20 protein-coding genes are annotated in these 24,071 nt (G+C 63.7%); 15 read left to right on the plus strand and 5 right to left on the minus strand.

The genetic code is table 11. From position 1 onward, the window contains the following. Positions 1 to 43: 43 nt before the first annotated feature. Both LU684_RS04065 and speB read right to left on the minus strand, forming a co-directional pair. A complete protein-coding gene (locus LU684_RS04065; RefSeq protein ID WP_016486209.1) occupies positions 44 to 1,552 on the minus strand; it encodes an aldehyde dehydrogenase family protein in 1,509 nt (502 codons plus the stop codon). Between the two features lie 15 nt (positions 1,553 to 1,567). Further along, the gene (speB, locus tag LU684_RS04070; RefSeq protein ID WP_016486208.1) at positions 1,568 to 2,539 is read right to left on the minus strand and encodes an agmatinase; all 972 of its coding nucleotides are present in this window, start codon (positions 2,537 to 2,539) and stop codon (positions 1,568 to 1,570) included. A 267-nt stretch (positions 2,540 to 2,806) separates the two neighbouring features. Between speB and LU684_RS04075 the strand changes: the two genes are divergently transcribed. Further along, positions 2,807 to 3,721: a LysR family transcriptional regulator gene (locus LU684_RS04075; protein ID WP_095114916.1), complete on the plus strand. Its 915-nt coding sequence runs from the start codon at positions 2,807 to 2,809 to the stop codon at positions 3,719 to 3,721. A gap of 9 nt (positions 3,722 to 3,730) precedes the next feature. On the opposite strand, the gene LU684_RS04080 is transcribed toward LU684_RS04075, so the two are convergent. Further along, positions 3,731 to 4,618 carry a LysR substrate-binding domain-containing protein gene (locus LU684_RS04080; protein WP_060516747.1) on the minus strand — a complete coding sequence of 296 codons (888 nt, stop codon included), beginning with the start codon at positions 4,616 to 4,618 and terminating at the stop codon, positions 3,731 to 3,733. 95 nt (positions 4,619 to 4,713) lie between these two features. Here LU684_RS04080 and LU684_RS04085 point away from each other — a divergent pair, with 95 nt between their 5' ends. The 14 genes from LU684_RS04085 to dsdC all read left to right on the plus strand — a co-directional run bounded on the left by LU684_RS04085 (position 4,714) and on the right by dsdC (position 21,132). Then, on the plus strand, positions 4,714 to 6,156 hold the full coding sequence (locus LU684_RS04085) for an aldehyde dehydrogenase family protein (RefSeq protein WP_016486204.1): 1,443 nt from the start codon (positions 4,714 to 4,716) through the stop codon (positions 6,154 to 6,156). A 13-nt stretch (positions 6,157 to 6,169) separates the two neighbouring features. Beyond that, positions 6,170 to 7,156: a dipeptidase gene (locus LU684_RS04090; protein WP_016486203.1), complete on the plus strand. Its 987-nt coding sequence runs from the start codon at positions 6,170 to 6,172 to the stop codon at positions 7,154 to 7,156. Positions 7,157 to 7,211: 55 nt separating this feature from the next. Then, the gene (locus LU684_RS04095) at positions 7,212 to 8,762 is read left to right on the plus strand and encodes a BCCT family transporter (RefSeq protein ID WP_016486202.1); all 1,551 of its coding nucleotides are present in this window, start codon (positions 7,212 to 7,214) and stop codon (positions 8,760 to 8,762) included. Positions 8,763 to 8,788: 26 nt separating this feature from the next. Then, positions 8,789 to 10,483, plus strand: a complete 1,695-nt coding sequence (locus LU684_RS04100) for a hypothetical protein (protein ID WP_232894165.1) — start codon at positions 8,789 to 8,791, stop codon at positions 10,481 to 10,483. Positions 10,484 to 10,485: 2 nt separating this feature from the next. Further along, positions 10,486 to 11,181, plus strand: coding sequence for a DUF3726 domain-containing protein (locus LU684_RS04105; RefSeq protein WP_016486200.1), 696 nt, complete (start codon positions 10,486 to 10,488; stop codon positions 11,179 to 11,181). Between the two features lie 28 nt (positions 11,182 to 11,209). Then, a complete protein-coding gene (locus tag LU684_RS04110) occupies positions 11,210 to 11,581 on the plus strand; it encodes a RidA family protein (RefSeq protein ID WP_016486199.1) in 372 nt (123 codons plus the stop codon). Between the two features lie 418 nt (positions 11,582 to 11,999). Further along, complete coding sequence (locus LU684_RS04115; RefSeq protein WP_016486198.1) at positions 12,000 to 13,409, plus strand: circularly permuted type 2 ATP-grasp protein; 1,410 nt, start codon at positions 12,000 to 12,002, stop codon at positions 13,407 to 13,409. Between the two features lie 3 nt (positions 13,410 to 13,412). Then, the gene (locus LU684_RS04120) at positions 13,413 to 14,363 is read left to right on the plus strand and encodes an alpha-E domain-containing protein (RefSeq protein ID WP_016486197.1); all 951 of its coding nucleotides are present in this window, start codon (positions 13,413 to 13,415) and stop codon (positions 14,361 to 14,363) included. Next, positions 14,360 to 15,139, plus strand: coding sequence for a transglutaminase family protein (locus LU684_RS04125; protein WP_023049127.1), 780 nt, complete (start codon positions 14,360 to 14,362; stop codon positions 15,137 to 15,139). Before LU684_RS04120 ends, LU684_RS04125 begins: the two co-directional genes overlap by 4 nt. 73 nt (positions 15,140 to 15,212) lie before the next feature. Continuing rightward, the gene (locus tag LU684_RS04130) at positions 15,213 to 15,935 is read left to right on the plus strand and encodes a peptidase (RefSeq protein WP_016486195.1); all 723 of its coding nucleotides are present in this window, start codon (positions 15,213 to 15,215) and stop codon (positions 15,933 to 15,935) included. A gap of 219 nt (positions 15,936 to 16,154) precedes the next feature. Further along, positions 16,155 to 17,291: an MFS transporter gene (locus LU684_RS04135; protein WP_070086342.1), complete on the plus strand. Its 1,137-nt coding sequence runs from the start codon at positions 16,155 to 16,157 to the stop codon at positions 17,289 to 17,291. A gap of 139 nt (positions 17,292 to 17,430) precedes the next feature. Beyond that, entirely contained in the window at positions 17,431 to 18,774 is a 1,344-nt protein-coding gene (locus LU684_RS04140) for a GntT/GntP/DsdX family permease (RefSeq protein WP_232894166.1), read from the plus strand. Between the two features lie 34 nt (positions 18,775 to 18,808). Next, the gene (locus tag LU684_RS04145; RefSeq protein WP_060516754.1) at positions 18,809 to 20,158 is read left to right on the plus strand and encodes a D-serine ammonia-lyase; all 1,350 of its coding nucleotides are present in this window, start codon (positions 18,809 to 18,811) and stop codon (positions 20,156 to 20,158) included. Between the two features lie 35 nt (positions 20,159 to 20,193). After that, the gene (gene dsdC, locus LU684_RS04150) at positions 20,194 to 21,132 is read left to right on the plus strand and encodes a DNA-binding transcriptional regulator DsdC (RefSeq protein WP_102688845.1); all 939 of its coding nucleotides are present in this window, start codon (positions 20,194 to 20,196) and stop codon (positions 21,130 to 21,132) included. 70 nt (positions 21,133 to 21,202) lie between these two features. On the opposite strand, the gene LU684_RS04155 is transcribed toward dsdC, so the two are convergent. Beyond that, positions 21,203 to 22,867 carry a PAS domain-containing hybrid sensor histidine kinase/response regulator gene (locus LU684_RS04155; RefSeq protein WP_016486190.1) on the minus strand — a complete coding sequence of 555 codons (1,665 nt, stop codon included), beginning with the start codon at positions 22,865 to 22,867 and terminating at the stop codon, positions 21,203 to 21,205. Beyond that, complete coding sequence (gene ercA, locus LU684_RS04160; protein WP_016486189.1) at positions 22,851 to 24,014, minus strand: alcohol dehydrogenase-like regulatory protein ErcA; 1,164 nt, start codon at positions 24,012 to 24,014, stop codon at positions 22,851 to 22,853. Before ercA ends, LU684_RS04155 begins: the two co-directional genes overlap by 17 nt. Positions 24,015 to 24,071 lie beyond the last annotated feature (57 nt).

Below are 24,071 nucleotides of genomic sequence, written 5' to 3' on the forward strand. Positions count from 1 at the left end.
GCGTCGCTCGCCAAACCTCAGCGACGCAGACAGGCCCTGAACCTCAGGGCAAGGTGATCCAGACCGCCTTGGTCTCCAGCAGAAACTCCAGTTGTTCCGCGCCCAGGTCCTTGCCATAGCCCGACTGCTTGTAGCCACCGAACGGCATGGCCGGGTCGAGGGTGCTGTGGGCGTTGACGTACACGGTACCGGCCCGCAACTGCGGGATCAGCCCGTGCACCCTGCCCAGGTCGTTGGAGTAGATCGCCGCGGCCAGGCCGAACAGCGAGTCGTTGGCCAGGGCCAGGGCCTGCTCCTGGGTATCGAACGGCTGGGTGACCAGCACCGGGCCAAAGATTTCCTCGCTGACGATGCGCATGTCGTTGCGGCAGTGGGCGAAGATTGTCGGCTGCACGTAAAAGCCCGGGCCGTCCAGCGGCTCGCCGCCATAGTGCACCTGCGCGCCTTCAGCCTTGCCCAGAGCAATGTAATCCAGCACCCGCTGCTGCTGTTGCTGCGACACCATGGGGCTGATGAAACACTCAGGGTCGAGCCCCGGGGCGATCTTCAACGTCGCGGTGTAGCGCGCCAGCGCTTCGAGAAATGCCGGGTAGACACTGCGCTCGATGTAAGCACGGGTACCGGCGTCGCACACTTGCCCGGAATTGAAGAATACGCCGTTGGCCACGGCTTGCGCCGCCGCCTCGATGTCCGCGTCGGCAAACACGATCACTGGCGACTTGCCGCCCAGTTCGAGGGTGAGGCGCTTCATCTGGTCCATCGCCGTCTTGCCCACTGTACAACCCACCGGGGTAGAGCCGGTAAAGCTCAGCTTGTCGATGCCCGGGTGGCTGGACATCGCCTGGCCGACCACGCTGCCGCGCCCGGTCACGATGTTCACCACCCCGTCGGGAAGGCCTGCCGCCTGTACCAGTTCGGCAAAGCGCAATGCCGACAGCGAGGTCAGCTCCGCCGGCTTGACCACCACGGTGCAGCCGGTGGCCAGCGCTGCGCCCAGTTTCCAGGCCATGGTTTGCAGCGGGAAATTCCACGGCACGATGGCGCCGACCACCCCTACCGCTTCCTTGCGGGTGTATGCCAGGTAATTGCCTGGTAGCGAAGGCTCGACGGTGCGGCCATGAATCTTGCTGGCCCAACCGGCGAAATAGCGCAGGGTGTCGACCGTGCCCTGAATGTCGACAGCACGCGCCTGCACCACCGACTTGCCCATGTCGATGGCTTCGATCTGCGCCAGTTCGTCGCCGTGGGTTTCGATCAGGTCGGCCAGGCGATGGATCAGGCGTTCGCGCTCCAGCGGTTTCAGCTGGCTCCAGGCGCCACCGTCGAACTGCGCACGCGCGGCGCGCACCGCACGGTCAAGGTCATCTGCGGTACCCATGGGGATGCGCGTCAGTACCCCTTCGGTAGAGGGCTCGACCACCTCGGCGCTGCCACCGTCGCTGGCTTCCAGCCAGGCACCCCCAATGAACATGCGCTGCGGCTTGCTGAGAAAGCGCTGGGTCGCCTCGCTAACACCAAAGGCCTGCAAATAGGCTTTTACCTTGTTGTCCACAGTACAGTCTCCGGGTCAGCGGGCTTTGGCGCGCGCGTGGAAAATGAAGCCGATGCTGTTCATCAGCAGTTGCGCGGCAAGGATCGAGGTCATGCCGGTGGGGTCGTAGGCCGGGGCCACTTCGACCAGGTCCATACCGACAATGCGGCCGTGGCTGCGCTTGGCCAGCGCCTGGATGATTTCCAGTACTTCGTAGTAAAGGAACCCGCCATGGCTCGGCGTGCCGGTGCCAGGGGCAATGGAGGGGTCGAAGCCGTCGATGTCGATGGTGATGTAGTAGTTGCGCCCTTCCGGGATTTTCGCCAGCACCCCCTCGCAGCCCAGGCGGCGTACGTCACGTACCGAAAGAATCTGCGAGCCGGCCTCGCGAGCGGCGTCGTAGTCGTCGCGGTTGGATGACGACACGTTGCGGATACCCATCTGGGTCATGCCGACGATGTGATCCAGCTCCGAGGCGCGGCGCAGTGGGCTGCCGTGGCCATAGCGCACGCCATGGCGCTCGTCGACGAAGTCCAGGTGGGCATCGAAATGCACGATGTGGATCGGCCCGTGGCCTTCGAACGCCTTGATCACCGGGGCATGCACCGAATGGTCACCGCCCAGTACCACCGGCATGGCGCCGGCTGCGAGGATCTGCCTGACGGCCGCCTCGATGTTGGCGTTGCTGCTGACCATGTCGGTGTGCACGATGTCGGCATCGCCCACATCGACCATGCGCACCTGGTCTTCGGTCAGGTAGGTGGCGTCATCCTCGAAGTCGTAGGCACCGGCATGGCCGAAGGAAAACAGGGTGGATGCCTCGCGAATGCCACGCGGCCCGAAACGCGCCCCTGAACGCCACTGGGTGCCCATGTCGTTGGGCGCGCCCAAAATCGCCACGTCGGCGTCGATAGCCTCCCAGTCGGTGCATACCGGCGCCTTGGCGAACGTGCAATGGCCCACGAAGGGCAGGTTCAGGCGGCCGGACTCATAACCGTGTTTTGCCATGTTCTGGTTTCTCCACTTCTTGTTGTATGTCAGGAGACGGGGCGACTGCTCGACCACCGTTGCAGCCACTATGGCAACCACCGGGGCAGGGAAAAATGCGCAAGTGCAGATACATACATCGCCCCTTCCGATGTATCCGAAGGCGATACGGGCGGGCAACGCCAGGCATTGCAGCGGCCTGGCACTCATGGTTAGCTTGCGCAACAAGAACAATGCACGGGCGCTCATATCAGCACGGGCGATGTGAGGCCCGGCCGGGAGGCTAAGGTGATCCAGCTCCACGATGTCGACCTGAAGCTGCTCAGGGTATTCACCACTATCGTCCGGTGCGGCGGCTTTTCTGCCGCGCAGGCGGCACTCAATGCCGGCCAGTCGACCATCAGCGAACAGATGACGCACCTGGAAACCCGCCTGGGGGTCAAGCTGTGCCAACGCGGGCGCAGCGGCTTTCGCCTGACCGAGCAAGGGGTGGCGATCCATGAGGCAACCTTGCGCTTGCTCAGTGCCGTGGAGAGCTTTTGCCTGGACGCCGACGTGCTCAAGCAGCACATCAGCGGCAAGCTCAACCTGGGCATCATCGACTCCACCCTGACCGACCCCGTCTCGCCGCTACCGCGCACCACCCAGCGCTTTGTTTCACGCGGGCACGATGCCCACCTGCACATCTACATCGGTGCCCCGGCAGAACTCGAAGAGCGCGTGCTGGATGGCAGGCTGCACCTGGCCATCGGCCATTTCCCGCTACGGGTGGCTGGCTTGTCCTACCTGCCGCTGTATGACGAGGCCCTGGGGCTTTACTGTGGCCGGCGCCACCCGTTGTTCGCCAGCAATGCAGCCAACGGCCGGCTGATGGAAGACGTGCGCCAGAGCCGTATCGTGGTGCGTGGCTACATGCAGCAGTACGACCTGGAGCAACTGGGCATCGCCAAGGCCGACGCAACGGTGGAGAACATCGAGGCAGCGGCGATCCTGATCATTTCCGGGGCCTACATCGGTTTTTTGCCCGAGCACTTTGCCGAGCAGTGGGTCAAGACGGGCGAAATGCGTCGCCTGGGGGCCAGCACGCTGAACCTCAGCTCACCCTTCGAAGTGGTGACCCGGCGCGGAGTGTCGCGCCCGCCCATCCTGCAGGCCTTTCTGGAGGACCTGGCGGCCTGCACCAGCCAGCCTGGGGTGCCATGAGCCGCAGGCTCAGCCGGATTGGGCCAGCTGCACCTGCAGAAACGCCATCAATGCCCCTGCCGCAGGTGACAAGCTGCGCCCCTTGCGGGTGAGCATGCCGATATGCCGCTCGACCTTGGGCTCCACAAGCGGTACGAACGCCAGCTTTTCGTTCTCCTGCGGAAAGGCGAGGTACGGCAGCGTGCTGATCCCCACCCCCTCCTCCAGCATGGCGATCAACGAAATCATGTTGGAAATGAACAGCCGGCTGTGCGTCAGCAACCCCTCGGCCTCGGTGCCGGCCAGCAGTTGCGAGGTGCCATTGCGAATCATCGGCTCGCCCTGCAACTGCGCCCAGTGCAGGGCATCACCCGCCTGCGCCAACGGGTGGTCACTGCGGCACACGACGCCCACCTGATCATTCACGATCGGGGCGAATTCGAGCTGCTCATCGTCCACCCACAGGCTGCTGATGCCGAAATCCACCTGCCCTTGGGCCAGCAACTGCTGCACACGTTCGGCCGTGCCATCCTGGATGCTGACCTGTACGTTCGGGTGCGCGGCCACGAAGCGGGCCAGCGGCCCTGGCAGCATGCGGCTGGCCACTGAAGGCACGGTGGCGATGCTGACCTGGCCGATTTCATGCCGGGCAAGCAGCGTGGCTTCACGGGCAATGCGGTCATGGTGCTCGATCAAGCCGCGAAACAACGGCAGGCAATGCTCGCCGAATGGCGTCAGCTCTACCCGCCCCCCACCCTTCTCGACCAGTGCCTGCCCCAGCTTTTGCTCCAGCTCACGCACGGCCAGGGATATCGCCGGCTGGGTGCGAAAGGCCTGTCGGGCGGCCGCATGGAAGCTCTTGAGTTCAGCGACCAGTACGAAGTAGCGCAACTGGGCGATCTTCAGCTCGGGCAACATGGTTAGCATTCCTTATCAAAGCATTTTTTTTATTAATTTTTATTTGCTGCATATTGCTCGCATCATGAATGCCATGCAAACAGAGGCGTTCATCCATGTCACACAAGCCCTACAACAACTACATTGATGGCCAGTGGTGCGAAGGCCACACCACCCTGGGCAACTACAGCCCCTCGGACACCGGCGACCTGATCGGGCAGTATCAGCAGGCCAGCGCCGAACAGGTCCGCCAGGCCATCCAGGCCGCCCGTGCCGCACAGCCCCTGTGGGCCGCCAGCGGCCTGGAAGCCCGCCAGCAAGTGCTGATGGCCATCGGCGATGAACTGATTGCGCGCAAGCAGGAGCTCGGCGAGCTGCTCTCGCGAGAAGAAGGCAAGCCCCTGGCCGAAGGCATCGGCGAGGTCAACCGCAGCGGCCAGTTCTTCCATTACTACGCCGCCGAAGTACTGCGCCAGATGGGCGAGACCGCCGCCTCGGTGCGCGCCGGGATCGACATCGAAGTGCATCGCGAACCGGTGGGTGTGGTGGGCATCATTACCCCGTGGAACTTCCCCATGGCCACCGCCGCCTGGAAAATCGCCCCGGCCCTGGCCTTCGGCAACGCCGTGGTGTTCAAGCCGGCCAACCTGGTGCCGGCCAGCGCCTGGGCACTCACCGAGATCATCAGCCGCCAGAGCCTGCCCAGCGGCACCTTCAACCTGGTGATGGGCAGCGGCGCCGACGTCGGCGAGGCGCTGGTGCAGTCCGCTGACATCGATGCCCTGACGTTCACCGGTTCGCTGCAGACTGGCCGGCGCGTGGCGGTCGCCACCGCAGGTAACCTGGTGCGCTGCCAGCTGGAAATGGGCAGCAAGAATGCCTTGGTGGTCATGGATGACGCCGACCTCGAACTGGCCGTGGAATGCGCCCTCAACGGCGCCTTCTTCGGCACCGGGCAGAAGTGCACCGCGTCTTCACGGCTGATCGTGTGCGACGCCATCCACGACCGTTTCGTCGAGGCCCTGCGCCAGCGCATGCGCCAGCTCAAGGTCGGCCATGCCCTGGAGGCCGGCGTGCAGATCGGCCCGGTTGCCGACGCGCGCCAGCTGGAACAGAACCTGGCCTATCTGCAGCTGGCGCAGGCCGAAGGCGCCACCCTGATCGAAGGTGGCGAACGCCTGCAACTGGAGAGCGACGGCTACTACATGCGCCCGGCGCTGTTCATCGACAGCCGCAACGACATGCGCATCAACCGCGAGGAGGTGTTCGGCCCCATCGCCTGCGTGATCCGCGTACGTGACTTCGAAGAGGCGCTGGCCACGCTCAACGACACCGAATACGGCCTTACCGCCGGCATCATCACCCAGTCGCTGCGCCACGCCAGCCACTTCAAGCGCCGTGCCCAGACCGGCTGCGTGATGGTCAATCTCCCGACCGCCGGTACCGACTACCACGTGCCGTTCGGCGGCCGCAAAGCTTCGAGTTTCGGCCCACGGGAGCAGGGCCAGTACGCCCGTGACTTCTACACCGTGGTCAAGACCACCTACCTGCGGCCCTGAAGGAGTACACGCCATGCATGACCTTTTGATGATCGACGGCCTGCAGTACTCCAACTGGAGCCCGGAAATTTTCCAGCAGATGCAGGCCGGTGGCCTGAGTGCGGTACACGCCACCATCGCCTACCACGAAAACGCCCGCGAAACCCTGTCACGCCTGGGTGAATGGAACCGCCGCTTCGAGACCTGGCCCGAGCTGATCCGCCCGGTGCGCACGGCCAGCGACATCCGCCTGGCGCACGAGGAAGGCCGGGTGGGGATTTTCTTCGGTTTCCAGAACTGCTCGCCGATCGAGGACGACATCGCCCTGGTGGAGGTCTTCCGCCAGCTCGGGGTGTTTGTCATGCAACTGACCTACAACAACCAGAGCCTGCTGGCCAGCGGCTGCTATGAGCGCGAAGACAACGGCATCAGCCGCTTTGGCCGCCAGGTGATCGCCGAAATGAACCGGGTCGGCATGCTCATCGACATGTCCCACAGCGCCGAGCGCAGCACCCTGGAGGCGATCGAGCTGTCCAGCCGACCGGTGATCATCTCCCACGCCAACCCGGCCAGCTTCCACGCCGCCAAACGCAACAAGTCCGATGCGGTGCTGCGCGGGATCGCAGCATCAGGTGGGCTGCTGGGCTTCAGCACCTACCCGTTCCACCTCAAGGGTGCTTCGCAGTGCAGCCTGGAAAGCTTCTGCGACATGGTCGCGCGCACCGCCGACCTGATGGGCGTGGCGCATATCGGCATCGGCACCGACTTGTGCCAGGCGCAACCGCTGGCCGTGCTGGAATGGATGCGCAACGGCCGCTGGAGCAAGGACAAGGACTACGGCGAAGGCTCCAAGGACAACGCCAACTGGCCGGCGCCCTTGCAGTGGTTCCGCGACAGCCGCGATTTCGGCAACATCGCCCAGGGCCTGCGCGCCCGTGGCTTTGCCGAACAGGACGTGGCCAACATCATGGGGCTGAACTGGTTGCGCCTGCTGGAAACCGCCACCACGGCACAGGCCTGAGCCCCTTGCACGGACACCATCAACAATAACAACAATCGCAGGTTCCGGAGGCTTCATGAAAAACCCAACCACCCTGCAGGCTGAAGGCCAGGCCATGGGCCTGCCAATGGCACGCGACATCGACTGGCCATTGTTCCTGATCAGCGGCGGCTTCCTCGGCGCCTTCCTGCTGGCGGCGCTGATTGATATCGACAGCGTGTCGGCGCTGGTCAACACGCTGTTCGCCTGGTCGACCAGGTTCTTTGGCCTCTACTGGCAAGTGCTGATGCTGGCAACCTTCGCCGTCAGCCTGTTCATCGGCTTTTCCAGAAGCGGACGCGTACGCCTGGGCGGCGTTACCCAACGCCCCGACATCAGCACCTTCAACTGGATCGCCGTCATCATGTGCGCCCTGCTGGCAGGTGGCGGTGCCTTCTGGGCCGCTGCCGAACCCTTGATGCACTTTGCCAGCCCGCCGCCCTTCTTCGCCGGCCTGCAACCGCACAGCGAAGCTGCAGCGACCGCGGCACTGGCGCAATCGTTCGTGCACTGGGGCTTTCTGGCCTGGGCCGTGCTGGGCAGCCTGCTGGCGATCGTGCTGATGCACCTGCACTACGACAAAGGCCTGCCGCTGGCGCCGCGCACCCTGCTTTACCCGCTGTTCGGCGAGCGGGCGCTCAAAGGCCCGATCGGCACCCTGGCCGACGCCAGCTCGATCATCGCCGTGGTGGCCGGCACCATCGGCCCGATCGGCTTTCTCGGCCTGCAGATCAGCAGCGCCATGCATGCGGTGTGGGGCTTGCCTAACGATATCGTCACCCAGTCGCTGACCATTGTGCTGGTCACGGCCATGTACACCGTCTCGTGCCTGGTGGGCCTCAAAGGCATCCGCTTTGTCAGCGAGATCAACGTCTGGCTGATGATCGGCCTGGCGCTGTTCATGGTGGTGTTCGGGCCGACGCTGTTCATCCTCGGCGGTTTCCCGGCGGCCTTTGCCCTGCATGTGGAACACTTCCTGCCGATGGCAATGTTCCGCGCCGACCCCAAGTGGCTGGACTGGTGGACGGTGTTCTACTGGGGCTGGTTCATCGGCTACGCGCCTATGGTGGCACTGTACGTCGCGCGGATCTCGCGCGGCCGCACCATTCGCGAGATCATCATGACACTGTCGATCATCGCGCCGCTGGTGACCATGTTCTGGTTCACCGTGGTCGGCGGCACCGGTATCGGCCTGGAGCTGCAAACGCCAGGCATCGTCACCGCCCATGGCGCCCAGCCCGAAGACCTGCTGCTGGGGGTGACGCAGAACCTGCCACTGGGAGGCCTGATCAGCGCGTTGTTCCTGTTCCTGAGCTTCATCTCGGTGGCCACCAATGGCGACGCCATGGCCTTCACCGTGGCGCTGGCGATGTCCAGCAACGATAAACCCAAGAAATGGCTGTGCGGTTTCTGGGCCATCGGCATGGGCCTGGCGGCGGTGGTACTGATCACCATCGGCGCAGGCGGTGTGACGGCCCTGCAGTCCTTCATTGTCATTACCGCAGTGCCGGTGTCGCTGGTGATCCTGCCAGCGTTGTGGGATGCAGTGCGCATCGCCCGGCACATGGCCCGCGAACAAGGCGTCTGAACATGATCCATCCAGGTACAACAACAATGTCCGCCAACGTGCCTGCAATACCGGTGTTGCGCCCTGCCAGCCAGGTCATGGACCTGGCCCGGCTGGGCAGCCACTTCCAGAGCCCGCTGAGCTTCGTGCGCAGCAGCATGCGCCGGATGATGCAGCAACACTGGCGCATCCAGCGCTGTTGCTTCGACCTTGACGGCCAAGGCTTCGGCACCGCGATCTACCGCATCGACACGCCGAATGGCCATTACCACTGCGTGATCTTCTCGGCCTACCTGCCGCCAGAAAAGCGCAGCGACCGGGTGATCGCCGACCAGTGGGACGTCACCTTCGTGCTGGTCAATGGCGATGTCGATGCGGCGCAACTGGCCGACCTGCAGCGCAACGTGCCGCTGCAGGAGGCTGGCCGCTTCGATGCCCGCGTGCTGGTGCTGTCACGGGCCAACCGTAGCTTGCGCAATTTCGACCGGTTTCTGACGGCGCTGGCGCAAGGCCGCCAGCCCGACCCACAGCAACTGGCTGAAGTCGGCTACCTGTATCGCACCACTGCGGTTTACGGCAACGGCAAGTTCGGCATCGCCGACTTTGGCTGCCTGCAAGACAACCCGGACTTCAACCAGCCGTTCAGCGCGCAGATGTTCACGGTCTACCTGCTGCGCCACTTCAGCATCGAGCAGATCAACCACATGGCCCAGGCACTCGATCCACAGCGGGCAGTGCAACTGGCGCCGGCCCTGCAACGCTACCTGGGGGTCGGCAACGCGACCGGGCTGGGCATGGCACCGTTCCTGATCAACCACCCGCAACTGGTGGAACGCTGGATCCACACGCGGGAAACGGCACTGGCCGTGGTGTTGGCGCAGGCGGCCGAACCTGACCAGCTAGCGCGCCTGCAGGGCTTGCTGGCGCGGGCCCGCGTGCACGTGATCCAGACTCAGACCGAAGACCAGCGCCAGCATGAGCAGAACCGGCAAACCGTGACCGAGCTTGCGTTGGTGGCCACCTGGCTAGACGCGCAAGCCGCCGGCGAGGGCCTTTGGCCGCGTTTGCAGGCCTGGGCGCAGGCGCACACCGGGGTGGGCTGCCAGGAGCTGCTGGCAAGCTTGCTGCTGGAGCTGTACCCGGCGCAGGTCACGCCCCTGGCCGAGCACATGGGTGTCAACGAAAGCTGGCAGCTGGATGCCCAAATGCCCCTTGAGCAACTGCGCCAGCTGATAGAGCAGCAGTACGGCTGGGCGCTGGGCTACGACTTCGGTGCGGTGGATGCCGAGCACTTCTTCTGGTACCGCTCGGCCGAAAAAGAGGAGCCGCGCCTGGGCATGCGCGCCGAGGAACCGGGGGCCGACAAAGAAATGCAGCTGGGCATTGCCCGCAATCTCCAGCAGTGCCATGCCGCGCTGCTGCAACACCTGCAGCTAGAGCCTCAGGCGTTGACCGCGCACTTCCTGATCGCGCAACCGGCGTTCAAAGGCACAGTGCGCCGCCTGCAAGGCATGGCACAGACTGCCTACGGTGAAATCCGCGCCAACCTGTTGGCCCGGGACATGCTGCCGATTCACCTGTTGCGCTGCAAACTGGCGTTTTTCGGCGCGGGCAAGTTCGACCCCAAGTCCAGCCGCTGGGTACGTATTACCCTGTTCCAAGGCGCACCGTTGGTGAGTGACATCGGCCAGCCGTTCGCAGACGACTGGAATTTTGCGGTCATGCCGCAAGGGGAGCTTTGACCATGCGCGTATCGCTAAACGAAATACAGGTGATGTGCCGCAAGGCATTCGAAGGCATGGGCTTTGCCGCTGGCGACTGCGAGGATGCCGCCGAGCTGGTGGGCTGGCTGCAACTGCAGGGTCTGGATGGCGTCGGTGCGCTGGAAAAAGCCCTGCTCTACCTGCAAGCCGAAGCTGCCCAGCCGTACACCCTGTGCCATGAGGATAGCGCCCTGCTGGTAATCGACGCCAAAGGCCAGAGCGTGCTGCGCTGCGCTGCGACAGTGGTGGAGCTGGCGGCAGCCAAGGCCATGCGCCGTGGTCAGGCCGAACTGCGCATCCGGCACTGCCACAACCGCTTGCTGCTGCTGGGGTACCTAAGCCGGGCAGCGGTGCTGGGGCTGCACGTGCAAGCCCGCTGGGAGGACGCCCGTCAGTGCCACATGGCCGACTTTACCGCCGGCGTCCAGCGCCCGGACCTGCGCAGCGAAGGCCGGCCCGGCGCCATGGATGCGGCCGAGCAAAGCGTCACGGTGCTGTTCAGCCGGCCTGGCCAGACCGCACCGGCGTGCGCCCCTGCGCAGAGCACCTTGCAGCAAGGCTTTACAGTCAACGAACGCACCTGGCAACGGCTCAAGCAGCTGGCCGAAAACATCCTCGTCGAAAGCACCGATACCTCGCGCCGCCATGGCGCAGGCGGCGGCAGCGATGCTGACTGAAGCGGTTAAACACTCAGGAAACCACCCCATGAAAACTGCAATCAAGACCGAGCTGTTCGCCTCCAGAGCCCCTCTGGAATGGGCAGTGGTGGGCAATGGCACGCTCTACACCGCCCAGATACCCATCGATGCACAGGGGCAAGTCGTGGAAGGCGGCATCGAGGCGCAGGCCCGCCAGACACTGGACAACCTGCGCCATACCCTGGAAGCCGCCGGTAGCTCGCTGGATGCCGTGACCCAGGTGCTGATCTACGTGACCGACCGTAAATACCTGGCTACCGTCAACAGCCTGTATACCGACTATTTCCAGGCCCCCTACCCTAACCGCGCGGCGATCGTGGTGGCAGGGTTGGCCCGCGAAGAAATGCTGGTGGAACTGGTGGTTTACGCCTGCCTTTGAGGGCGTTGAGGTTTTCAGCGTCTGTACGATCGAGCGCCGCGCGCGCGGCGCTCGATATACGCATCACATACACCCCAAGACATGCACCCGGAACACTTCCTTTTTTCCCCGCCAGGCACCGGCCCGTGCCCCATCTCGGTTCAATACCCTCTCCCTGATCAAAACCGCCCTTTTTTGATGCATCGGCCAGAGCCCCCCGACAGCGCCGGTCCGCAATGCCCCTCGCATTTCCCGCATTCCCGGCACTGCCAAGCGTTTTCGGCACTGTCATTGCAAAGGCTGTTTGTGCGCAAGGCACAGGCAATCAAACGCAACAGAGGCTCACACGAGACACAGCGCCCATCAACCAGCAAGGCCACACCCAGAAGACCGCTAGAGAAACGCAATGAGCTGCCGGCGACGGCGGCAAGGAGTGGGTATGTCCCGGGCTTTTTTCAATGAAATGTACGAAGCGAACGGCAGTTGCCGCCCGCATTACCAGGAGTTCGCCCGCTGGCTGGCCAACACCCCGCTGGAGCTGCTGGAACAGCGCCGGCGCGAGGCCGACCTGCTGTTTCACCGTGCAGGTATCACCTTCACTTTGTACGGCGATAGCCAGGACACCGAGCGCCTGATCCCCTTCGATATCATCCCGCGCAGCATCCGCGCCAGCGAGTGGCGCACGGTCGAGCGTGGCTGTATCCAGCGAGTGCAGGCCCTTAACCTGTTCCTGCAGGACATCTACCACGACCAGCGCATCCTCAAGGCCGGCATCATCCCGCCTGAGCAGGTACTGGCCAACGAGGGCTACCAGATCGCCATGCAGGGCCTGGACCTGCACCGTGGGCTGTATGCCCATATCGCCGGTGTCGACCTGGTGCGTGACGGCGATGGCAGCTACTTCGTGCTGGAAGACAACCTGCGGACCCCCAGCGGCGTCAGCTACATGCTCGAAGACCGCAAGATGATGATGCGCCTGTTCCCCGAACTGTTTGCCGCCCAGCGTATCGCGCCCATCGACCACTACCCCAACCTGCTGCTGGACACGCTCAAGAGCGCCAGCCCGCTGGACAACCCCACTGCCGTGCTGCTCACCCCCGGCCGTTTCAACAGCGCCTACTTCGAGCATGCGTTCCTGGCCCGGGAAATGGGCATCGAGCTGGTCGAAGGTGCAGACCTGTTCGTGCGTGACGAGCATGTCTACATGCGCACCACGGCCGGCCCCCAGCAGGTGGACGTGATCTACCGCCGGCTGGACGACGACTACCTCGACCCGCTGTCCTTCAACCCTGACTCGACGCTGGGCGTACCGGGCCTTATCTCGGTTTACCGCGCCGGCAATGTGGTGCTGGCCAACGCCGTCGGCACGGGCGTGGCCGACGACAAGTCGATCTACCCGTATGTGGACGACATGATCCGTTTCTACCTGAGCGAAGAGCCGATCCTCAACAACGTGCCGACCTGGCAGTGCCGCAAACCCGCAGACCTGTCCCATGTGCTGGCCCACCTGCCCGAGCTGGTGGTCAAGGAAACCCAGGGCTCCGGCGGCTATGGCATGTTGGTGGGGCCAGCATCGACCAGCGCCCAGATCGAGGATTTCCGCGCGCGTATCAAAGCCCGCCCGCATGCCTATATCGCGCAACCCACCTTGTGCCTGTCGACCTGCCCCACCTTCGTCGACAGCGGCATCGCGCCGCGCCACATCGACCTGCGCCCGTTCGTGCTGTCGGGCAGCGAAACCCGCCTGGTGCCCGGCGGGCTGACCCGCGTGGCCTTGCAGGAAGGCTCGCTGGTGGTCAACTCGTCGCAGGGCGGCGGCACCAAGGACACCTGGGTGGTGGAGGACTGAACCATGCTTTCGCGAACCGCTTCCGACCTGTACTGGATGTCCCGCTACCTGGAACGTGCAGAAAACCTCGCGCGCATGCTTGAGGTCAGTTATTCGCTGTCACTGATGCCCCAGGCCGGGCGTAGCGACGGCCATGCCGAGCTGGCGATGTCGCTGCTGGCTTCTGGCACGCTGGACGACTACATCCGCCGCCACACCGAGCTCGACACCGAGCGCATGCTGCACTTCTTCGCCCTGGATGCGACCAACCCCAGCAGCATCTATTGCTGCCTGCAGGCCGCCAGGACCAACGCCCATGCGGTGCGTGGCCGGATCACCGCCGACATGTGGGAGAACATCAACGCCACCTGGATCGAAATGCGCAACATCGCCAGCAATGGGCTTGGCCGCTACGGCATCAGCCAGTTCTGCGACTGGGTCAAGGAACGCTCGCACCTGTTCCGCGGCGCGACATCCGGCACCATCATGCGCAACGACGCCTACAGCTTCATTCGCCTGGGCACCTTCCTGGAGCGCGCGGACAACACCCTGCGCCTGCTCGATGCGCGCTACGAAATGTTCGGCGAGGCCTCCGAAGAGGTCAGCGACAGCTCCGCCCGCGGCTACTACCAGTGGAGCGCCTTGCTGCGCGCGCTGACCTCGTACGAAGCCTTCAACGAGCTTTACCGCGCCGCGCCCAGTGCCCGGCCGGTGTCCGAGCTGCTGTTGCTGAGGGTGGACGTGCCGCGTTCACTGCATGCCTGCATCGAGGAGCTGGACCTGATCCTGGCCGGCCTGCCGGGCAGCAGCGGCCGCGCCGCCCAACGCATGGCCGCCGAGCTGAACGCGCGCCTGCGCTACACCGCCATCGACGAAATACTCGACGCAGGCCTCCACCCTTGGCTGAGCGACTTCATCGGCCGCATCAACCAGTTGGGCCAGGCCGTCCATCACTCCTACCTGGAGGTCGTATGAAACTGTCCATCCGCCACGACACCACCTACAGCTACGCCAGCGATGTGAGCAACAGCATTCAGTTTCTGCGCCTGACCCCGCGTAGCAGCGAACGCCAGCGCATCAATGATTGGCAACTGGACCTGCCTTGCAAGGTCAGGAGCCAGATCGACCCCTATGGCAACATCCTGCATGTACTGACCCTGGACAAACCCCATGGCCACCTGGCGCTGACTGCCCGCGGCCAGGTCGAGATCGACCCGGACTGCGAACACGAAGCCGAACAGCAGTCCCCCCTGCCCTTCCTGCGCGGCAGCCACCTGACCCAGGCCGATGGCGCGCTCATCGCATTTGCCGCCAGGCAATGCGGCAGCCACCGCGACCGGGCAGCGCTGATCGGGCTGATGCAAGGCCTGGCCGAGCACATGCCCTACAGCCCTGGGGCGACTTCGGTGGGCACCACGGCCATCGAAGCATTCAGCGGTGGCGCCGGTGTGTGCCAGGATCACACCCACGCCTTCCTGGCCTGCGCCCGCAGCCTTGGGGTACCGGCACGCTATGTGTCTGGTTACCTGTGCACCGAGGACGAACAGCACCTGGCCAGCCATGCCTGGGCCGAAGCCTGGGTTGACCAGGCCTGGTACAGCTTCGACATCACCAACCGCCTGACACGCCCAGAACGTCACCTGAAACTGGCAGTGGGCCTGGACTACCTGGACGCCTGCCCGGTCAGGGGCGTACGCCGCGGCGGTGGCGCCGAAGCGATGCAGGCCAGCGTCCACGTGCACCGCCAGTGACGGGTTTGCTGCAGGCCGATCTTGCCGCGCGTTTGCGGCAAGATCACCCCACACGCAACACAAGGGAAACCCCATGACTTACTGTGTCGCCATGCACCTGGAGGACGGGCTTGTCTTCATCAGCGACTCACGCACCAATGCCGGCATCGACCAGATCTCCACCTTTGCCAAATTGTTCATCTTCAGCGTACCGGGCGAGCGGCTGATCGTGCTGCAGACCGCCGGCAACCTGGCAACCTCGCAATCGGTGGTGAACCTGCTGCGCCAGCGCACCCAAGGCAGCGGCCCCCACCTGCAGAACGTTGCCACGCTGTACGATGCAACGGTGCTGGTTGCCGACACCCTGCGTGAAGTGGTCAGCCGAGACCGCAGCAAGCTGACGGCCGACATCGACCTGAGCAGCTCATTCATTGTCGGCGGCCAGATAGCCGGTGGGCCCATGGCCATCTACAACGTCTACGCGCAAGGCAACTTCTTCCAGGCCACGCCGGATACGCCGTTCCTGCAGCTGGGTGAAAGCAAGTACGGCAGGCCAATACTGGACCGTAACCTGGATTACCGCACGCCGCTTGATGAAGCGCTGCGCTGCGGCCTGATTTCGTTCGACTCCACCATCCGCAGCAACCTGTCGGTGGGCATGCCGCTGGACTTGCTGGTGTACCGCACTAACAGCCTGGAAAGCATGACGCCCAAGCGCATTACCAGCGACGATGCCTATTACCAGCAGATTCGCAGGCAGTGGAGTGACGGTCTGAAAAACCTGCTGGCCGAACTGCCAGCGCCGCCTTATGGCTGAATGAGCAAACTGTTCAGATCCTCTGGTGCCTGTACCGGCCTCTTCGCGGGCTCGCCCGCCCCCACAGGATCATCACAATCTTGAATATTTGCACAGTACCTGTGGGAGCGGGCAAGCCCGCGAAGAGGCCATTACAGGCAACACGTCAGTGAAGCCAATGTGCAATATTCGAGACGCTGTGGGTTATCCTGCCCCCCTCACCCCTGTCACGAGGCTGTCATGTCGTCCGCTGCCACACCGGTGCAAACCCACCGCGCCGACCAAGACTCCCGCAATGCCGCCCAGGTGCTCAGCCTGTGCCTGCCCAGTGACGTTCTGCTCTACCTGCTGCTGCCGATGTACGCAGCCGATTTCGGCGTGACCTTGGCCGAGGCTGGCATTCTGCTGGCGGCCAACCGCCTGGTGCGCATCATCGGCTACGGCTGGGTTGTGCGCTTCTACGCTCGCCATGGTGACCGCGCGGCGTGCAGCCTTGCCGCCTTCGCCGCCGCCGTGTGTGCATTGGGCAATGCGGTGCTGACCGGTTTCGCCGCGCTGCTGGTGCTGCGCCTGGTCTGGGGCCTGTGCTTTGCCACCTTCAACCTCAGCACCCAGACCCTCGCCACCGCTGAAGCACAAGGCGCGGCGCGGCGCGCCGGGCGTTCACGGGCGAGCATTTCCATCGGGCCAATGCTGGCCTTGCCGCTAGGCGCGCTGATGGCTCAGGCCTATGGCCCGCGCAGTGTGTTCTTTGTGCTCTGCATCAGTGCCCTGTTCGGGCTGTGGCGTGCGCGTGCCCTGCCCAGCACCGGCCACCCGGTTGCCAGCCGGGGTGGCCGACGCCTGCGCCTGCCAGACAGCATTGCCACCTGGTCCTTCATCGAAGGGGTGACCCTGGACGGCCTGTTCATTTTTGGCCTTTCGCTGTACGCACAAACCCACCTGGGTGAGTCCGGCGTGCTGGCAGCGGGTGTGCTGATGGCGGTGCGCTACCTGAGCGAAATGCTCTTCAGCCCCTTCGGTGGGCGCCTGGCCGACCGCTTCGGGCCGCTGCGCATGCTGGTAGTGCTGTCACTGGCCACGTCGATGGCGCTGCTGCTGTTTGGCAGCCACTGGCTGTTCATCGGCGCCTTCTTCGTACTGGTGCTGCGTGCCCTGCAACTGCCGCTGGTGATGACACTGGTCGCCCTGCGCAACCCGCAACAACGCATCCAGGCCTTGGCCGGCAATGCCATATGGCGCGACATCGGCGCCGGGCTCGGGCCGATGCTTGCGGGGGTATTGCTGCCCCAGGTACCGGCGATCTGGGCCTATGCCGGGGCGGCACTGGCGGTTGCGGTGGCAGCGTTGAATTGTGGCTTGTCGGCACGGCATTGAGTGCCGGCGCCATGCATGACATGGGCTCACCTATGGGGTGAGGAGTGATCGTTTGAGTCGATCAAATCGCTGAAATCTAATGGGTGCAAACCAACAAGAAGCTCGCACGGAAGCGATCAGCGATAGAGATAACCACACGATGACTCCAACGTTCTCATTACTCGTCCTGGGCACTGCGATACTCCTGATCGTGGTCATGATCAGCAAGCTTAAAGTACACCCCTTTCTGGCCTTGATGGCCGCCAGCCTGGTAGTGGGTGTCGGCACCGGCATGGCACCCACGGCAATCGTGGCCGCCTTCGAGAAAGGCATGGGCAGCACGCTGGGTTTTCTTGCCGGCATCATCGGCCTGGGCAGTATCCTCGGCAAATTGCTGGAGGAATCCGGAGGCGCCAGGCGCATCGCCACCACGCTATTGAACAGGCTGGGTGAACGCAATGCTTCATGGGCAATGATGCTCGTCGGCTTCATCGCCGGCATCCCGGTGTTCTTCGAGGTCGGCTTTGTCCTGCTGATTCCGTTGATCTACGTGGTCGCACGGCAAACCCGCATCAGCATGCTGTACCTCGGCGTGCCGCTGGCCACCTCGCTGATGTTGGTGCACTGCATTCTCCCGCCACACCCGGCCGCCACGGCCATCACCGGCATGCTCAATGCGGATATCGGTACTGTCATCCTGTACGGCCTGATCGTTGGCCTTCCAACCGCTATCATCGCGGGCCCGGTGTGGGTTCGCTTTACCTGTAGACGCGAAGCCAGCGACTCCCAGCAGGCCTTCCTTTCTGCACGCACGGTGACCCCAGCAGAAGAACAGGCAATGCCCGCGTTCGGCATCACACTCACCACCGTACTGCTGCCGCTGGTGTTGATGGTGGGCAAAACATTGGCCGTCACGGTCCTGGACAAGGGCGCTGCACTGTACGAGTGGGTGGCCTTTTTGGGCAGCCCACTGATTGCCCTGACGTTGTCAGTGGTGTTTGCCTACTGGGCCCTGGGCTTGCGTCGCGGCCTTGATATGGCAGACCTGCTGAGCCTGACCCAGCGCTGTTTCCCTCCCCTGGCCGGCATTCTGCTGATCATCGGTGCAGGCGGTGCCTTCAATGACATGCTCGTGGGCAGCGGCATCGGCAAGGCACTGGCCGATGTGCTCAACCAGACGCAGCTCAACCCGATCATCCTCGCCTGGTTGATCGCCGGGATCATGCACTTTGCCGTTGGCTCGGCCACCGTCGCGATGATCAGCGCGGCCGGCATGGTCATGCCGATCCTTGGCCAGCACCCGGAATACAACCGGGAAATCCTGGTGATCGCCATCGGTGCCGGCGCCATAGGCTGGACCCACATCACCGACTCGGCGTTCTGGGTGGTGAAGGAATACCTGGGCCTTTCCCTGAGTGATGCATTGAAAAAATTCACTGCCGCGACAGTGCTGGCCTCGGTAGTCGCCTTGTGCCTGACCCTGCTCCTTTCAAAGATTGTCTGATCTACTCTGCACATACCGCACTACAGGTGAAATCATGATTCACGGAAAAACCCTGGAAGCCTGGCAACAAAGCCACCCGATTATCGCCGAGCTGGTTGCCCTGAAACAAACCAGCTGGTTCAACCCTGGCATCGCCAAGGCAGCAGAAGCCCTGCACGATGTGGGCCTTACAGCGGCCGACGTGCAAGCCACCAGCGCGCGGCTGCAACGGTTCGCGCCTTACCTGGCCACCGTGTTCCCCGAGACGGCAGCGGCCGGCGGGGTCATCGAGTCGCACATTACCCCGCTGCCACAGCTGCGCCAGCTGCTTGTCGAGGAAGGATCGCTGCAGAACGCAGGCAGCCTGTGGCTCAAGGCGGACAGCGACTTGCCGATCTCCGGTTCGATCAAAGCCCGGGGCGGCATCCATGAAGTGCTCAAGCACGCAGAGGACCTGGCCCTGGCTGCCGGCCTGATCACGCCAGCGGATGACTACACGAAACTGGCAAGCGACCAGGCCCGCGCATTCTTCAGCCAGTACAAGATCGCCGTAGGGTCGACCGGCAACCTGGGGCTATCGATTGGCATCATGAGCGCCAAACTGGGCTTCCAGGTGAGCGTGCACATGTCGTCTGACGCCAGGCAATGGAAAAAGGACAAGCTGCGTGCCAACGGCGTCACGGTGGTCGAACACGCCTGCGACTACAGCGTGGCGGTCGAGCAAGGCCGCCAGCAGGCGGCATCAGACCCCAGCTGTTACTTTGTCGACGACGAAAACTCCCCGCAGCTGTTTCTCGGCTATGCCGTGGCCGCCGAACGGTTGGCGCGGCAATTCGAGCAGGCGGGTATCCAGGTGAACGCAGATCACCCGTTGTTCGTGTACCTGCCGTGCGGCGTAGGGGGCGGCCCAGGCGGTGTCGCATTCGGCCTGAAGCTGGTGTTCGGCGATGCGGTGCACTGCGTCTTTGCCGAACCCACCCACTCCCCTTGCATGCTGCTGGGGGTGTACACCGGCCTGCATGATGAAACCAGCGTGCAGGACTTCGGCATCGACAACATCACCGCCGCCGACGGCCTGGCGGTCGGACGCCCATCAGGGTTTGTCGGCAAAGCCATGCAGCGGCTTATCGATGGTTACTACACCGTGACTGACGAAGCCCTGTACCGCTTGATGGTAATTGCCCATGAGCAGGACAAGGTCAAACTCGAACCCTCTGCCCTGGCAGGCGTACCCGGTATGCTACGGGTGCTGCAAGCAGGCGAGTACCTGGCTCGCCAGGGCTTCACGCCAGCCCAGCTGCAGCAGGCTACCCACCTCGTCTGGGGGACGGGTGGCAGCATGGTGCCGGAGGAGGAATTCAACGCTTATCTGGCGAAAGGGCGCAGCACGCAGGCTAGCCTGTAACCGCAATCAGTGAACTGCGCAGGAAGGATTGAACAATGAAAAAGCCCGGCGGCGGCGCCGTGAAACTCAATGGCTCGCACCTGGGCAGCCTGCATGTCTTTCTGGTGGCCGCACGGCACTTGAGCTTCTCACGCGCCGCCGATGAGCTATGCCTGACGGCCAGTGCCGTCAGCCATCGCATCAATCGCCTGGAAGATGAGCTGGCGCTCAAGCTGTTCCACCGCATGCCGCGCAAGGTCCGCCTTAGCGAAGACGGCGAGCGCCTGTTCGCGGTCATGCAGCGGACCATGGATGAGCTCAGCGAGGCCGTGCAGGAACGCGCTCACGCCGAGATCGCCGGCCAGCTGACGTTTTACGTTCGCCCCTCAGTAGCACAGTGCTGGCTGGTGCCGCGGCTGGCGCAGTTCACCGCCCGCTACCCTGATATTCAGCTGGATATCAGGGTGGGCAACGAGAGCATCGATTACCGCACACGCAAGATCGACCTGGTCCTGTGTTATTCGGATGGCCATCATCCCGGCCTGCAGAGCATTCACTTGATGAACGAGCGGATCGCCCCGGTGTGCTCCCCCCGTTACGCAGAAACCCATGCATTGAACGGCGACCTGCAACCGCTGGATCACTGCACCACCCTGCATGACGTAGCAGCCTGGGACAACGCTGCATTCGATGCAGAATGGCAACTCTGGGCGGACACCACAGGCGCTGGCGTCAGCCTTGCGCGCCGGTTCCTCACATTCGATCGCTCCGACCTCTGCACGCTCGCCGCCCTGAATCACGTAGGCATCGCCATCGGCCGGGAACAACTGGTCAAGGATCGCATTGCACAAGGTGAGCTGGTCTTGCCGTTCGGGGGGTTCGTCGACACCCCCCACTATGGCTATTACCTGGTCTACCCGCATCATGACCCGATGCCCAGACGCCTGCAGGTATTGATCGACTGGCTGGTGAAAGAGGCATGCACTGAACTTTAGGCGTGGCCCTGTCGCAATAAAAGGCCGCTCCCGCAAAGCACCAAGCAGGCCTGTGCCATGCCGCATGGGTTTACCCCAGCAACTGGCTCAATACCGCGCGCAATTTCCCAGGCTTGACCGGTTTGTTCAAAAGCGGCGCGCCCAGTTTCTGCAAGCCCCGCCGGCATTGATCGCTGCGGTCGGCGGTGATGATCACCGCAGGTATGGCGGTGGCAAAATGCTCACGCAAATACCTGACCACCTCGCAACCCACCACGCCATGGTCCAGGTGGTAGTCGGCCAGGATCAGTTCCGGGGCCTGCCCCTGCAAGGCCAGCAAGGCACCGGCCTGGTCGGTCGCGGTCACCACTTCGCAGCCCCACTGCCCAAGCAGCGCGCCCATGCTCTCGAGGATGCTCACTTCGTTGTCCAGTACCAACAGGCGGCGGCCCGGTAACGGGTTGCCGACGCTTGGCAGCGGCACAGCCTGGTGAGCGGCCAGCGGCACCTCTTTACCCAGCGGGACCTCGATGCTGAACACCGAGCCACGCCCCGGCCACGAACGTACCTCAATCCGGTAGCCGAGAATCTTGGCAATCCGCTCGACGATGGCCAACCCCAGCCCCACGCCCTTGCGATCCGCTGCGCGGCCGACGTCCAGTTGGTTGAACTCAAGGAAGATCGCCTGTAACCGGTCTTCGGCAATACCCCGCCCGGTATCCCACACTTCCAGCCGCAAATGGCCACCCCGGCGCCTTGCCCCCAGCAAGATCCGGCCTTCGTCGGTGTAGCGGCAGGCGTTACTGAGGAAGTTGCGCAGGATACGTGTCATCAGCCGCAGGTCAGTGCTGATGGCGCAGTCCGGGATGCGCGCATGCAGCTTGAGGCCTTGCGCATCGGCCACCGAGCGGAACTCCGAGACCAGGGGTGCGAACAACTCGTCGAGGCGGTACACGGCCACGTCCGGCTTCACCGCTGCCTGGTCGAGCCGGGAAATGTCCAGCAGGTCGGTCAGCAAGTCTTCGGCGCCCTCAAGAGCCTGGTGGGTACGCTCCACCAGCACATGCTCGGCCTCTGGCAATGGCCGCTCGCGCAACGTGGAGATCAGCAGGCGGGCGGCGTTCAGCGGTTGCAGCAGGTCATGGCTGGCGGCAGCGAGGTATTTGTCCTTGCTGCGGTTGGCAGCTTCTGCAGCATCGCGGGCCTCCAGCAATTCATCGGTACGCGCAGCAACCCGTTGCTCCAGCTCGTCATTGAGCTGTTGCAGGCGTTGCTGCGCCAGCTTGCGTTCGGTGATGTCGGCGACAAAACCCTCCACCAGGCCCTCCTGCCCAGGCTTGAGCAGCAGGTTCATCAGCACATCAAGGTGGCTGCCGTCCTTGCGCCGCAAGCGTGTTTCGTAACCGTGCAGGCTGCGCTCACGGGCGAGAACCGCAGTAATCGCCTGCAACTCTTCGGCACCGCCGTCAAACAGGTTGGCGGCCAGGTCGGTCAGGGAAAACAGCACCGCTTGCGGGTCGTCGTAACCGAGCATACGCGCCAGCGCCGGGTTGGCGGCACGCATACCGTCCTGCAGGCTGGCCTGGAAAATCCCGTGCACGGCGTTTTCGAACAGCCATTTGTAACGGTTGCGTTCGGCTTCCAGTTCGTCAAGGCGGGCCGCCAGCTCCGGGTAATGGCTTTTGCGTGCCGAATGGTCACCCAGCCCCAACAGCCCGGCCAGCGCGCGCTGCTGTTCTTCAGAGGGCCTCGCCATAAACCACCTCGACATCACGCTGGCTCGACGCACGGGGGTTGGTCAGGATGCACGGGTCGCCCATCGCATGTTGCGACAGGAACGGAATGTCCGCAGTGCGCACGCCGTGCAGCCCCAGGGTTTCATGGAAACCGATGGCGTGTTTCAGCGCAATCAGGTGCTCCACCAGGCGCCCGCAGATCTGCCGGTGGTTAAGGCCGCGGCAATCAATGCCGAATACCTCGGCAATCACTTTGAAGCGCTCCGGCGCCGAGCTGTAGTTGAACGCCACCACGTGCTCCACCAGCACCGCGTTGCACAAGCCATGAGGCAAGTCGAGGAAGCCGCCCAGGCTGTGGGACATGGCGTGAACCGCACCCAGAATCGCGTTGGAAAACGCCAGCCCCGCCTGCATGCTGCCCAGCATGATCTTCTCGCGCAGGCCTATATCGGCCGGGTTGGCGATCATCTCTACCAGGTTGCCATTGATCAGGCGCATGGCTTCCAGCGCGTGGGGGTCGGTCAGCGGGCCGTGGCCGGTGGAAACAAAGGCTTCGATGGCATGCACCAGCGCATCGATACCGGTGCAGGCCGACAGGAACGGGTCCATGCTCAGGGTGGTTTGCGGGTCAATCAGTGAGACGTCCGGCACCACCGCCTTGCTGACGATGGAGAACTTCATGCGCTCCTGCTGGTTGGAGATGATCACGAACTGCGACACATCCGCCGAGGTGCCGGCCGTGGTCGGGATCAGGATCAGCGGCGGGCTGGGCACGCGAATCATATCCACGCCTTCGAATTCGAGGATGCTGCGCCCGTGGGCAACCACGATGCCGATGGCCTTGCCGCAATCCATCGGGCTGCCGCCGCCGACGGCGACGATCACGTCACAGTGGTTCTGCCGGTAGATCTCGGCGCCGAGCATCACCTCTTCGACCCGCGGGTTGGGCGACACGGCGGTATACAGGCAGTAATCAATGCCCTGGGCCTGCAAGCTGGCCTCCACGTCCGCCACCCAGCCGGCGGCGATAACGCCCGGGTCACTGACCACCAGCACCTTGCGGGCACCGAAGGTTTTCGCGTAATTGGCGACGTTATGCCGGCAGCCGGCACCAAAGATGATTTCAGGCGATACGAACTTGCGAAGCGGGCTGAAACTCTGGCTCATTGGCAAGCCTGTTCTTATTGTTCTGGAAGGTAACCGCCAGCGTAAAGCATCCCGCAG

Source organism: Pseudomonas sp. NMI542_15 (genome assembly GCF_021283425.1).
Lineage (GTDB): Bacteria > Pseudomonadota > Gammaproteobacteria > Pseudomonadales > Pseudomonadaceae > Aquipseudomonas > Aquipseudomonas fortuita.